Genomic DNA, 13,007 nt, shown 5'->3' on the forward strand with positions numbered 1-13,007 from the left:
GCGCCTAAATCTATCAACAATTAATGTTGCATAAATGACTCTCCGCCCCAGCAAGTTGGGGAAAACTTGAAATTCGATTCTCCGCGATTCAACCGACTCTTGTCACGGAGTCAGCCTCACACTAGGTTAAAACTCAATTACTAGACTGCATGCGGCGGAACTAGTCACCAAAATCGAGCAAGCGTTTCTTGCCTCGGACACGTCCGGGGCAACGGTGAAGGATTCTGCCTACACCAACGCTAATAAGGCGGAGACAGGGGCATGAACTGGACAGACGAGCGCGTTGAAAAACTGAAGAAGCTGTGGTCCGAAGGCCTGAGCGCCAGCCAGATCGCGGCACAACTTGGCGGTGTAAGCCGCAATGCCGTCATTGGCAAAGTTCACCGCTTGAGCCTGCCGGGCCGGGCCAAGGCCGGCGGCACGTCGACGGCGACAAGAACGCCGAAGCGCGCCACGTCGGCACCACGCGCTCCGAATTATGCATCCCGGATCACCGCCACCCGCACCGTCACCCGCCAGCAGGGCGCGACGATGCTGAAGGAAGAGATCGACATCGATGCGATCGAAGAAGTCAGCTACCGTCCTGCTGCCAACGTGGTCGTACCGATCTCGCGCCGCCTTGGCCTGACGGAACTCACGGAACGCACCTGCAAGTGGCCGGTCGGCGATCCGCTGAAGGACGACTTTCACTTCTGCGGCTGTGAATCCCCGGATTCCTCGCCTTACTGCACCTATCACCAGCGCATGGCATACCAGCCGGTGAACGAGCGCCGGAAGGCTGCAAACCGGGTCGCTTGATCCGGAAGCCGGATAAGGAATGCAAAACGGGCCTTCGCGGGCCCGTTTTTTGTTGACTGCGCAACGCGGACAGCGCTCGCATGCCATACCGGGCGCGCTGCGTTTCTGTAGGGGGATGCGTGTTGCGTTCGGCGTTCGCGCGCACTGGAGCATGCGGTGAAAATATCCTGCCTACATACGGCCGACAGCAACATTGCTGTATTCGAGGCCGCGGCACGAGAGATCGGCCTCGCCGAGGGAACGCTTGCCCATACGGTCCGGCCCGATCTGCTCGCAGACGCCGAACGCTCGGGTGGGCTCACCCGTGACATTGCTCATGAAACCGCTTCGCTGTTGCGATCGCTCGGTCGAACGGCTGATGCCGTTATCCTCACATGCTCGACCCTTGGGCCGTCGGTGGACGCATTGGGCGACACCGTGTCCATTCCCACCCTTCGCGTCGACGCTGCCTTGGCGGAACAGGCAGTTCAGGCTGGAGGCCGGGTCGTCGTTCTTTGCGCGGTTCAAACCACCGTGGAACCAACGGCGCAACTCTTCGCCACGGCAGCCGAGGCAACGCAAACGGCGTTCGAAGTGCGCTTGGTGCCGGGGGCATGGAATCTCTTCAAGGCCGGCAATCGTGATGGATATCTGGCGGTCATTGCCGAGGCGGCAGATGCCGCTTACCGCGAGGGGGCCGCGGCCGTTGCTCTCGCCCAGGCGTCGATGGCGGGCGCTGCCGATCTGGTCAAGGATGGTCCCAAACCCCTTAGCAGTCCAGCGGCGGGCCTGGCCGCCGCTGTGGCAAGCGTTTCGCGAGACGCCTGACACCGGCGGCTCGTTCCCTATGCCCGCAGGACGCCCCCAGCGGCCCGCTCTGCTGGCGGCTCGATGGAAGCCTAGGCTTCCATTGAGTATCCGGCGCCGCGAACGGTACGGATCACATCCTGCATGTTGGAGAAGTTCAGCGCCTTGCGCAGACGCCCGACATGGACGTCGACGGTCCGTTCGTCGACATAGATGTCGTGGCCCCAGACGCCGTCCAGAAGCTGCGAACGCGAGAAGACCCGGCCTGGCGAGGCCATGAGGAATTCCAGCAGGCGGAATTCCGTGGGCCCCAGGCGGACTTCGCGGCTCTTGCGATGAACGCGGTGGGTTTCGCGATCGAGTTCGATATCGCCGCACTTGAGGAGCGACGAGAGAACTTCCGGCTTGGCGCGGCGCAGCATCGCCTTGACGCGGGCAACCAGCTCGGGTGTCGAGAACGGCTTGACCACGTAATCGTCGGCGCCGGTGGACAGGCCGCGAACGCGTTCGCTCTCCTCGCCACGGGCCGTCAACATGATGATCGGCAGACGTTCGGTTTCCGGCCGCATGCGCAGGCGACGGCAGAGCTCGATGCCGGACACGCCAGGCAGCATCCAATCGAGGATCAGAAGGTCGGGCGTGCGCTCCTGCAGCCGGATCTCGGCCTCGTCGCCGCGCAGGATGGTGTCGACCTCGAAGCCTTCGGCCTCAAGGTTATAGCGAAGAAGCACGCTCAGGGCCTCTTCGTCTTCAACGACAGCTACTTTAGGTATCATTCGTTTCGGTCTCCTGGGGGCGCGGTCGCGGAACGATTATTCAGTGACTGCGCCGACGGTGTTGGCGGTATCGTCCTTCGGACGTTCGCCTTCCGGCTGGGCACCGGTGGCCATGTAGTAGATGGTTTCGGCAATGTTGGTCGCATGGTCGCCGATGCGCTCGATGTTCTTGGCGCAGAAGAGAAGATGCGTGCAGCTGGTGATGTTGCGCGGATCTTCCATCATGTAGGTGAGCAGCTCGCGAAACAGCGAGGTGTACATCGCGTCGATTTCCTCGTCGCGCTCACGGATCGACTTGGCGCGGTCCGCAGCACGGCTCGTGTAAACGTCGAGAACTTCCTTGAGCTGGACAAGCGCCAGCTCCGAGAGGTGCTCGAGGCCGCGAGCGAGCTTGCGGGGAACGCCGCTGCTCTGCACGGCGATGACGCGCTTTGCAGTGTTCTTGCCAAGATCGCCAACGCGCTCGAGGTCGGCCGCGATGCGGATCGAACCCATGATTTCGCGAAGGTCGGCGGCCATGGGCTGACGACGTGCAATGGTGATGATCGCCTTGTCGCCGATCTCGCGCTCGGCGTGGTCGAGGATCACGTCGTCGGAAATGACCTTCTGGGCCAGCGCCGTGTCGCCGTTCACCAGGGCGCGGACAGCGTCTGAAACCATCTGTTCTGCAAGACCGCCCATTTCCGAAATACGGCGGGACAGGAACTTCAGGTCGTCGTCGTAGGCGGAATAGATATGTGTCGATGCCATGGGGCTTATCCTTGAATGTCCTGAGGGTTACCGTTGCCGGAGATCAACCGAAGCGGCCCATGATGTAGTCCTGGGTGCGCGGGTCATCCGGGTTGGTGAACATCTTGTCTGTGTCGTTTTCCTCGACGAGGTTGCCGAGGTGGAACATGGCGGTACGCTGCGAAACGCGAGCCGCCTGCTGCATCGAGTGTGTGACGATGACGATGGTGTAGCTTTCGCGCAGTTCGTGGATGAGCTCCTCGACCTTGGCGGTGGCGATCGGGTCAAGCGCGGAGCACGGCTCGTCCATCAGGATGACTTCAGGGCTGACCGCAACGGCGCGAGCAATGCAAAGGCGCTGCTGCTGACCGCCGGAGAGGCCGGTGCCGGACTCGTGAACGCGATCCTTCACTTCGTTCCACAGGCCGGCACGCTGCAGGCTGTGTTCGACGATCTGGTCCATGTCAGCCTTGCTCTTTGCGAGGCCGTGGATACGCGGGCCGTAAGCGACGTTCTCGTAGATCGTCTTCGGGAACGGGTTCGGCTTCTGGAACACCATGCCGACACGGGCGCGCAGTTCGACCACGTCGATATCCGGATCGTAGATATCATCGCCGTCGAGCGTGATCTTGCCGGTGACGCGGCAATTGTCGATCGTGTCGTTCATGCGGTTCAGGCTGCGCAGGAACGTGGACTTGCCGCAACCGGACGGGCCGATGAGCGCCGTCACGGTATTTTCGCGGATGTTCAGCTTGACGTCGAAGAGCGCGCGCTTCTCGCCGTAGTAAACCGATACGTCCTGGCCAATCATTTTATACGGAATGGTATTCATCTTCTGGTCCAGCGCTTTCTCGACTGCTGCTTCCGTCAACATGTTCATGATGTTTACTCCGTTTACCAGCGGCGCTCAAAGCGACGACGCAGAAGGATAGCTCCGAGGTTCATGACGATCAGGAACAGGAGCAGGACGATGATGGCGCCGGAGGTGCGCTCGACAAAAGCGCGCTCGGCTTCGTTGGCCCACATGTAGACCTGCACGGGCAGTGCCGTGGAAGGATCCATGGGGGTGGCCGGTGCATTGGCGACGAAGGCGACCATGCCGATCAAAAGCAGCGGTGCGGTTTCGCCGAGCGCATGGGCCAGGCCGATGATGGTGCCGGTCAAGATGCCAGGCATTGCCAGCGGCAGGACATGGTGGAACACCATCTGCATCTTAGAGGCACCGAGACCAAGGGCTGCCGCGCGGATCGACGGCGGCACGGCGCGCAGCGCGGCGCGGGTCGCAATGATGATCGTCGGCAACGTCATCAGCGTCAGCACCAGACCACCGACCAGCGACGCGGAGCGCGGCAGGCCTGCGAAGTTGATGAAGACGGCGAGGCCGAGCAGGCCGTAGACGATCGAGGGAACGGCCGCGAGGTTGTTGATGTTGACCTCGATCAGGTCGGTCAGCTTGTTCTTCGGCGCGAATTCTTCGAGGTAGATCGAAGCGGCGACACCGATCGGCAGCGCAAGAACGAGAACGATCAGCATCAGATAGAGCGAGCCGATCAGAGCAACGCCGAGGCCGGCTGCCTCAGGACGGCTCGAGTTGCCATTGACGAAGAGGCCGGTGTTGAACTGCTTGTGCAGGGTGCCGCTTGCCGTGAGCTGCTGCATCCAGCCAACCTGCTTGTCGTTCACCTTGCGGTTCTTCTCGTCGACCTTGAGATCGATCTGGCCCTTGTTGGCAGAGTCGATGTTGGCGTCGGCCAGCAGCGTGACATTGACCGTCTTGCCGATCAGCGACGGATCAGCCACCACCATGTCGCGGAGAACGATCGGAGCGCCCTTGGAGATCATTGCCGAAGCGTCGCGCACGTCAGGGCGGCTGGAGGCATTGATCCCGAGCGTCTTGATCATCGCATCGCGGATCAGGACGGGATAGTTCGCGGCCACCAGCACCGACGGATCGGTGGCGCGCTTGTTATTGGGGTCCAGCGTCTTTTCGCTGAACTCGATCGGCAGCGTGATCGCCGTCTGCAGGAAGGACGTGTAGCCCTTGCTGATTACGGTGGTCAGCAGGATCGCGAGGAAGATCAGGCCGAAGGAGATGGCGGCGATGCCGTAGGCCTGGAACCGACGCTCGGCGGCGTAGCGGCGCTTGATGCCGATATCGCGGCGAGCCGGTGCCTTGGAGACGATTGCGCCTGCGGGGGAAACAATATCCGTCATTCGTACTGCTCCCGGTATTTGCGCACGATGTAGAGCGCGTAGATGTTGAGGCAAAGCGTGATGAAGAACAGCGTGATGCCGAGCGCGAAGGCAACCAGCGTCTGCGGAGAGGTGAACTCAAGGTCGCCTGTCAGCTGGTTGACGATCTTGACCGTCACTGTCGTCATCGGCTCGAAGGGGTTGATCTGGATGCGGGCGGCAACACCGGCCGCAAGCACGACGATCATGGTCTCGCCGATGGCGCGCGAGGCGGTCATCAGAAGAGCGCCGACGATACCCGGCAGGGCGGCAGGGAGAACGACCTTCTTGATCGTTTCCGAACGCGTGGCGCCGAGGCCGAGAGAACCGTCACGCAGAGCGCGCGGCACGGCGGTGATGATGTCGTCGGACAGCGAGGAAACGTACGGGATCAGCATGATGCCCATGACGATACCGGCGGTCAGAACGCTCTGCGCCTGGATGAAATTGGTATAGTTACCGGTCAGAAGGCCGTTCACCTGCGAGGAGAGGTCGCGCAGGAAGGGACCAACGGTGACGAGGGCGAAGAAGCCGTAGACGATGGTCGGGATACCAGCCAACACTTCGAGAAGCGGCTTGGCCAGCGAGCGAACCTTGGGAGCCGCATATTCCGCCATGTAGATCGCGGCAAACAGGCCGACCGGAACAGCTACCAGCATGGCCACGAAACCGATATAGAGCGTGCCGAGCAGCAGCGGGATCAGGCCGAACTGACCGAAGGACGAGCTGCCGGCGCCAGCAAAGCGCGGATCCCAGACAGTGCCAAAGAAGAAGTCGGCGGCCGGAACGGCCGCGAAGAAGTGGGCGGCCTCGGACAGCATCGACAATACGATGCCGATGGTCGTGAGGATCGCGATCGACGATGCCAGCAGCAGGCCCCAGAGCATGACGCGCTCGACACGGTTGCGAGCACGGAAGCGAGGTGCGACCTCGCGCAGGGCGTAGAAACCGCCGGCAACGGCCAGGACCAGAACGATCGCGGTCATCACGGCGCGGCTGGCGCCACTTTCCGCGTTCAGCTTCTGGGCGGCTTCGATCATGTAAGGCTGCGGTTCGCCGGCGAGCGGAACACCCTTTGCGGCGAGCTTCGCCTGAAGGCCTGCCGGATCGCTGGCACCCGCGCCGATTTCCTCCTGCGTCAACGCCGGCAGACCGCGAGCAATCGCGCTGACCATGCCGTAGTTCAGGTTCTGCTGGGCCGCAGGCTGAGCCTTGATGTCATCTGGGAACCCGCCGCGGACGGACGATTCGATGATGGATGGGCTGATGGCGAGCCAGGCGCACAGGACGATCAACGCCGGCAGGATCGCCCAGATGGCGGCATAGGCGCCATAGTAACCGGGTCTGGAATGCAATGCCGAGGACTTGCCTCCGGCGAGTGCCGTAGCGCGGCTGCGTGCTGCCACGAAGGCAACGGCGCCCAGCACCACGAGGCACAAGAGTATGACGGATGTACTCATTCGATAAGGTCCCCAGGCCCGTGGCCCCAAAAAACCAGAACGGCGGGCGGGCCGATCCGGCTTCCAACGATGGAGAATTTCAGCCTTACCGGGCCGAGGCACCGACAAGGCAATGCCGGCGCGACCTAGGTCGCGCCGGCAAAGTCAATTACATGGTCTTGCCGTCTTCAACAGACTTGCGGATCTGGTCGCGCTCAGCGTCCGGAGCGGCAACGAGGCCGTATTCGACGAGCGGGCTGTCAGGGCCGATCATCTGCTCGGAAACGAAGAAGTTGACGTATTCCTTCAGGCCCGGGATGACGCCGAGATGTGCCTTCTTGACGTAGAAGAACAGCGGGCGGGAAACCGGGTACGCGCCGTTGGAGATGGTTTCGGTCGACGGAACGATACCGTTGACGGTCGCAACCTTCAGCTTGTCGGCGTTGTTTTCATAGAAGGAAAGGCCGAAGACGCCAACGCCGGTCTTGTTGGCAGCGATGCGCGCCAGCGTTTCCGGATAGTCGCCGTCGATGTCGACAGCAGCGCCGTCCTTGCGAACTGCAACGCAAGCCTTGGTCTGGGCAGCAGCGTCAGAGATCGAAGCCTTGATGACGTCGAGAGCGCCGGAAGCCTTGCAGCCAGCAGCCAGAACGTTCTGTTCGAAGACTTCGCGGGTGCCGTGCTTTTCGCCCGGGATGTAGGCAGCGATATCAACAGCCGGGAGAGCCGGGTTTACTTCCGACCACTTCTTGTAAGGATTGTCGACGAGCTTGCCGTCAACAACGACCTGAGCAGCCAGAGCCTTGTAGATGTCGGCCGGAACGTAAGCAACGTCAGGGTTCGAAGCGTCGGTTGCGAAGACGATGCCGTCGTAGCCGATCTTGACTTCCTGGATGTCGGTTACGCCAGCAGCCTTGCAGGCTTCCAGTTCCTTGGCGTTGATCGGACGCGAAGCGTTGGCAACGTCAATCGTGTCAGGGCCTACGCCCTTGCAGAATTCCTTGAGGCCAGCGCCGGTGCCGCCAGATTCGACGACCGGCGTTTTGAAGTCCTTGAAGGTTTCGCCGAAGGTTTCGGCAACGATCTTTGCGTAAGGCAGAACGGTGGAAGAACCACTGACCTGGACCTGGTCGCGAGCAACAGCCGCGCCTGCGAAAGCGGCGGAAGCAGCCAATGCGGCGACCGTAAGTTTAAAAGCGTTCATATCAATCTCCCGGGCATATAGCGGTATGGGTGTGGCCTGGAACGGCCCCTGGGCGGCGCCGTTTTGTTCAGCGGCACGCTCTCTTTAGCCCCCGATGCATAGAGCTTTTATGTCAGTTTGGTGAAACATTTGTGACAGATTATGTCACTGTTTTTACTTTATAAAAATATCTGCCGCTGCAGCCGCATTGCGGTTTTATGTCAAAACCGCACGGTAAAGCTCGTTCCCTTGCCCACTTCGGACTTCACGATCAGGCGTGCACGATGGCGCGTGAGGATGTGCTTGACGATGGCAAGACCAAGCCCCGTACCCTTTTTCGAGCGGCTATCCTCGATGTTGACACGGTAGAAACGCTCCGTCAGGCGCGGCACGTGTTCGGCCGGAATTCCGGGACCCTTGTCCACAACAGTCACCTCCACCGGCTCGCCCTGCTGGCTTTTCAGGAAGACATCGACGGACTTTCCTTCCTGACCGTATTTGCAGGCGTTCTCGATCAGGTTTTCAAAGACCTGAACGAGCTCGTCACGGTCGCCCATGACTTCCGCCTTGCCTTCGGGAAGATGCAAGGCAATCTCGACGCCAACGTCCTTCGCCAGCGGCAAGAGCGCGTCCTTGACGTGGCCGAGCAGCGGCACAAGGTCGACCTTCTGGTCCGGCGCGATGTGTGACTTCAGCTCCAGCCGCGACAGGGAGAGCAGATCATCGACCAGACGGCTCATGCGCGTCGTCTGGTCGAACATGATGCCCAGAAACCGCTCCTGTGCCTTGAAGTCACTCTTTGCAGGCCCTTGAATGGTTTCGATGAACCCGCGCAGGGAGGCGAGCGGCGTGCGCAGTTCGTGGCTGGCATTAGCAACGAAATCCGAGCGCATACGATCGATGCGCCGGACTTCAGAGATGTCGCGGAACGACAGTACGAACAGACGCTCGCCCGCGCTTTCGTCAAGCTCGACCGGCGAACTTCGGACAATATAGACGCGCTCGGACGGCAGGCGCTCCGAATGTTCGATCTGGTTCGGCGCATTGGTGGCGATCGTCTCGCGCACCATATCCAGTATGCCGGGGGAACGCAGGCTTGCAGAAATGTGCGCGCCGAGCGCCACTTCACCAAACGCCTTTTCAGCCGCGCGGTTCTGAAAGAGCACCGATGCGTCACCTGACAGCACCATGACCGGAACATCGAGTGCCGAGAGGGTCGCCGAGACCTCCGGCAGCAGGCTGCGACCAACCGGCGCCTCGATCTCTGCGACAGGCACCGGGAGCGGCACCCTCGAAACCGCCTTGGCGGGTGACAGGATCGCGATCAGCAGGAGCAGCAACAGACCAAGCACGGCCCACGCGTTGATGCCGGCGACCAACGCAACAAACGCAATCACCAGCGCCACCAGCAAGGCGAGCCGCCCGCGACGGACGCGTTCAAGCGAGCCTCGTATCCATGGTCTTTCGTATTCCAACTGCCCCTCGCAAACGCCGACGCGCTTTTCGCTGACCTGAAACTTTGCCTGATAGCTGCGATTCGTGACAGATATTTTCGACCCGGGCCAGCGATCGACGTTGATTGGCAAACAACACACAGAATTCTGCGCCAAGCGGCAAGTTATTTGATTTTCAACGGAAAATATGTTCGCCTGCGGCAACATAGCCCAGGAGGATCGTCATGGCCGATGATGTCGAAAGCAGAGCAGTCGAACTGGATATTCGCGGCAAGGCACGCGTTTTTGACGTCGACGATCCTGTTCTGCCGGACTGGGTGGACGAAGAAGCGCTCAAATCTGGAGGCTTTCCCTACAACAAGAAGCTGAAGGAAGAAGAGTATCTGGAGGACCTCCGGAAACTGCAGATCGAATTGATCAAGGTGCAATTCTGGCTGCAAGCGACTGGCAAGCGCGTGATGGCTCTCTTTGAAGGCCGCGATGCCGCTGGCAAGGGCGGCGCGATCTCCGCCTCCTCGGCGCACATGAACCCCCGCCTCGCGCGCGCCGTCGCCTTGACGAAACCGACCGAGCGGGAAGCCGGGCAATGGTATTTCCAGCGCTATGTCACCCAGTTTCCGACGTCAGGCGAATTCGTCCTCTTCGACCGTTCCTGGTACAACCGCGCCGGCGTCGAGCCTGTCATGGGGTTCTGCACGCCGAAACAATACGAAGACTTCCTCGTGCAGGCACCGCAAGTCGAGAAGGCCATCGCGCACGAAGGCATCTTCTTCTTCAAATTCTATCTCGATATCGGCCGGGAAATGCAGCTGAAGCGCTTCCACGACCGGCGGCATGATCCGCTGAAAGTCTGGAAGCTGTCATCGATGGATATCGCCGCCCTGACCAAGTGGGGCGACTACAGCGAGAAGCGCGACCGCATGCTGAAGGAAACGCACACGGATTTCGCGCCCTGGACGGTCATCCATGGCAACGACAAGCGCCGCGCGCGGCTGAACCTCATCCGGCACATGCTGAAGACGATCGACTATGATGGCAAGGACAAGGAAGCCATCGGCAAGCTCGACGACAAGATCATCGGCTCGGGACCGGGCTTCCTGAAATAGCCTATTGGCCGGGAAGGATGCGAACGGCGTAGAGGTTGATGCCGCGCGCCTTTCCATCGAGATCGCTGTTGATCAGCAGACTGCCTGCGGAACTCGGCGCCAGCGAGCGATCGAACTTGACCTGCAGCAGCACGTCCGACTTCTCGCGGTTCACGGTGAAGCGATGGCGTGCGCAGTCGCCAAGCGACTGGAAATCGCATTCGACGGTGATCTGCGTCGGCTCGTCCGAGGTCGATTGCAGCGTGATGGCGATGGTCGAGGACTTGCCCGCCAGCTGCTGCAGCACGTCGGCCGGAACGCTGATGGCAATATTGCCGTCCGCGTCACCGCTCTGCGACGTCAGGCGCATGGCCGGGCCGTCGTTTTCCGCAACGTTCTCCGTGCGCGACTTTGCGCCCTTGGCGATCTTGTCCGCATCCGACGGCTTGAAGATCTCGATCCAATCGGCAGAGAAGGAATTCTGCGGATCGATTGTGACCGGCGTGGCGTTGCCGCCCGCGTTGGCGGCTTCACCGGCGGAACCGTCGAAGTCCTCGGGCTGCGTTGTCGCAGGCGGATTGGCCACGCTGGTATCGCGTTCGGCCGCACTCATCAGCAGACCTGAGGTATGCGCCCACCACGCGCCCATGCCGACAAAGGCAAGCAGCACGCACCACACGAGGAGCCTTGAGAAAAACTTTCGCGGCTTGCGGCGACCAGCCGCGCGCTCCGGACGGAAATCCATGCCTGCAGCCGGCTTCGGCGCGGCGGCAAAAATCTCATCACGGGCGGGAGCAGCCGCCAGATGGTCGGCATCTTCTGCATGGACGCCGGCAAGGCTGGCTTCGTCTTCGAAACGCGGATCGGTGCTGGCAAATTCCCGGGTCTCACCCGATATCGAGACGCTGTCGGCATCAGGGCGCGGACGATGGGCGACCGGCGGCGGCACGTCCACCACCGGCGGCACCGGAACTTCAGGCGGGCCCTGGCGGGGATGAATGCGCTCCCGCTCCTCGGCCTCGATCATATGGATCGTGGCCTCGAGACGGTGGCGATGGTGCGTTATCGCCTGCGCGTCGGTAATATCCTGCTTTCGCAGCCCCGCTTCCAGCGCTTGGCGCGCCGATTGATAGATCTTGGCTCGGACTTCGGGATTGTTGCGATCGGCGCTGTTGAGTGCCGTTCTGATTGCCGTTTCTAATCCGCTCACGTCCGGTCCTTTACTCTGAGACTGGGCATAGTCCTTAACAATAGGTAAATCCGGTAACCGCTAGCGCAACAAACCGCAAGCCTTGCACCGCATTCAACCACGCGCAGGCAGGGGATAACGGCAGGACGGCACCGCCGGACACAACAATAGCCGATATTTGACGAACGGATAGAGCAGCCTTTTCCTCGGCGAAACTCTCTGCTATTCAATTGACGTTTTCGTAAACGTCAATTTCTACGGTGACCCATGGCCCTGCCCCCGATCCTGACGCAAAATCTCAGACTGCCGGTCGTTGCATCGCCACTGTTCATCATATCACACCCTGATCTGACGCTTGCCCAATGCAAGGCGGGGATCGTCGGCGCCTTTCCGGCGCTCAACGCGCGCCCGGCAAGCCAGCTGGACGAATGGCTGGCGATGATCACCGAAGAGCTGGCGGCGCACAACGCAGCGCACCCGGAGCGACCTGCCGCTCCCTTCGCGGTCAACCAGATCGTTCACATGTCGAACAAGCGGCTGGAGCACGATCTCGGCCTTTGCGTCAAATACAAGGTGCCGATCGTCATCTCCTCGCTCGGCGCGGTGCCCGAGGTGAACGCGGCCGTGCATTCCTATGGTGGCATCGTCCTGCATGACGTGATCAACAACCGTCATGCCAACTCCGCCATCCGCAAGGGTGCCGACGGGCTGATCGCGGTGGCCGCCGGCGCAGGCGGCCATGCCGGAACGCTGTCCCCCTTCGCGCTGGTGCAGGAAATTCGCGAGTGGTTCGACGGGCCGCTGCTTTTGGCCGGCGCGATCGCCAATGGCGGCGCCATTCTCGCGGCGCAGGCAATGGGCGCTGACATGGCCTATATCGGCTCGCCGTTCATCGCGACGCAAGAGGCCCGCGCCTCCGACGACTACAAGCAGGCGATCGTCGAGGGCGTTGCAAACGACATCGTCTATTCGAACTATTTCACCGGCGTGCATGGCAACTATCTGAAGCCCTCCATCCAGGCCGTCGGGCTCGACCCGGACAACCTGCCTGAGGCAGATCCTTCGAAGATGGATTTCGAGCAGGCGGTCGGCGGCGCCAAGGCCTGGAAGGACATCTGGGGCAGCGGCCAAGGCATCGGCGCCATCAAGGCGATCGAGTCGGTCGGCACGCTCGTCGACCGGTTGGAGCAGCAGTATCTGGCCGCCCGCGCCAGACTGGCCCTCTGACGAAACCGGCACGAATTTCCACAGCGTCCTTCTTTTTTGCCAAACACGTAACAGGGCGCTTGAAATCTCCAGCCAATGCTTGTATCAGCGCCATGCAAATCGCGGGCCG

Annotated in this window: 12 protein-coding genes; 4 read left to right on the plus strand and 8 right to left on the minus strand. The window is 61.3% G+C overall.

Going from position 1 to position 13,007, the window contains the following annotated elements; translation table 11 throughout:
* The first annotated feature begins 261 nt into the window (after positions 1–261).
* Both QTL94_RS02355 and QTL94_RS02360 read left to right on the plus strand, forming a co-directional pair.
* Positions 262–798 carry a GcrA family cell cycle regulator gene (locus tag QTL94_RS02355; RefSeq protein WP_065689392.1) on the plus strand — a complete coding sequence of 179 codons (537 nt, stop codon included), beginning with the start codon at positions 262–264 and terminating at the stop codon, positions 796–798.
* 156 nt (positions 799–954) lie between these two features.
* The gene (locus QTL94_RS02360; protein WP_289800463.1) at positions 955–1,605 is read left to right on the plus strand and encodes an aspartate/glutamate racemase family protein; all 651 of its coding nucleotides are present in this window, start codon (positions 955–957) and stop codon (positions 1,603–1,605) included.
* Positions 1,606–1,676: 71 nt separating this feature from the next.
* Here QTL94_RS02360 and phoB read toward each other — a convergent pair whose 3' ends face one another.
* The 7 genes from phoB to phoR form a co-directional block, all read right to left on the minus strand.
* The gene (gene phoB / locus QTL94_RS02365; protein ID WP_065689390.1) at positions 1,677–2,360 is read right to left on the minus strand and encodes a phosphate regulon transcriptional regulator PhoB; all 684 of its coding nucleotides are present in this window, start codon (positions 2,358–2,360) and stop codon (positions 1,677–1,679) included.
* 36 nt (positions 2,361–2,396) lie between these two features.
* Positions 2,397–3,110, minus strand: coding sequence for a phosphate signaling complex protein PhoU (gene phoU, locus QTL94_RS02370; RefSeq protein ID WP_065689389.1), 714 nt, complete (start codon positions 3,108–3,110; stop codon positions 2,397–2,399).
* Positions 3,111–3,153: 43 nt separating this feature from the next.
* Positions 3,154–3,969 carry a phosphate ABC transporter ATP-binding protein PstB gene (gene pstB / locus QTL94_RS02375; RefSeq protein ID WP_289800464.1) on the minus strand — a complete coding sequence of 272 codons (816 nt, stop codon included), beginning with the start codon at positions 3,967–3,969 and terminating at the stop codon, positions 3,154–3,156.
* Between the two features lie 14 nt (positions 3,970–3,983).
* Positions 3,984–5,303: a phosphate ABC transporter permease PstA gene (pstA, locus tag QTL94_RS02380; RefSeq protein WP_289800465.1), complete on the minus strand. Its 1,320-nt coding sequence runs from the start codon at positions 5,301–5,303 to the stop codon at positions 3,984–3,986.
* Positions 5,300–6,781 (minus strand): phosphate ABC transporter permease subunit PstC, encoded by a 1,482-nt coding sequence (pstC, locus tag QTL94_RS02385; protein WP_065689386.1) that lies wholly within the window; start codon positions 6,779–6,781, stop codon positions 5,300–5,302. Before pstC ends, pstA begins: the two co-directional genes overlap by 4 nt.
* A gap of 148 nt (positions 6,782–6,929) precedes the next feature.
* Positions 6,930–7,964, minus strand: a complete 1,035-nt coding sequence (locus QTL94_RS02390) for a substrate-binding domain-containing protein (protein ID WP_289800466.1) — start codon at positions 7,962–7,964, stop codon at positions 6,930–6,932.
* Positions 7,965–8,164: 200 nt separating this feature from the next.
* Positions 8,165–9,418: a phosphate regulon sensor histidine kinase PhoR gene (phoR, locus tag QTL94_RS02395; RefSeq protein WP_289800467.1), complete on the minus strand. Its 1,254-nt coding sequence runs from the start codon at positions 9,416–9,418 to the stop codon at positions 8,165–8,167.
* A gap of 203 nt (positions 9,419–9,621) precedes the next feature.
* On the opposite strand from phoR, the gene ppk2 reads away from it, so the two are divergent.
* A complete protein-coding gene (gene ppk2 / locus QTL94_RS02400; protein ID WP_289800468.1) occupies positions 9,622–10,503 on the plus strand; it encodes a polyphosphate kinase 2 in 882 nt (293 codons plus the stop codon).
* A 1-nt stretch (position 10,504) separates the two neighbouring features.
* Here ppk2 and QTL94_RS02405 read toward each other — a convergent pair whose 3' ends face one another.
* On the minus strand, positions 10,505–11,692 hold the full coding sequence (locus tag QTL94_RS02405) for a hypothetical protein (RefSeq protein WP_289800469.1): 1,188 nt from the start codon (positions 11,690–11,692) through the stop codon (positions 10,505–10,507).
* A gap of 246 nt (positions 11,693–11,938) precedes the next feature.
* Between QTL94_RS02405 and QTL94_RS02410 the strand changes: the two genes are divergently transcribed.
* Positions 11,939–12,898, plus strand: a complete 960-nt coding sequence (locus QTL94_RS02410; RefSeq protein ID WP_289800470.1) for an NAD(P)H-dependent flavin oxidoreductase — start codon at positions 11,939–11,941, stop codon at positions 12,896–12,898.
* Positions 12,899–13,007 lie beyond the last annotated feature (109 nt).

This window comes from Rhizobium sp. S96, from assembly GCF_030382195.1.
GTDB lineage: Bacteria > Pseudomonadota > Alphaproteobacteria > Rhizobiales > Rhizobiaceae > Rhizobium.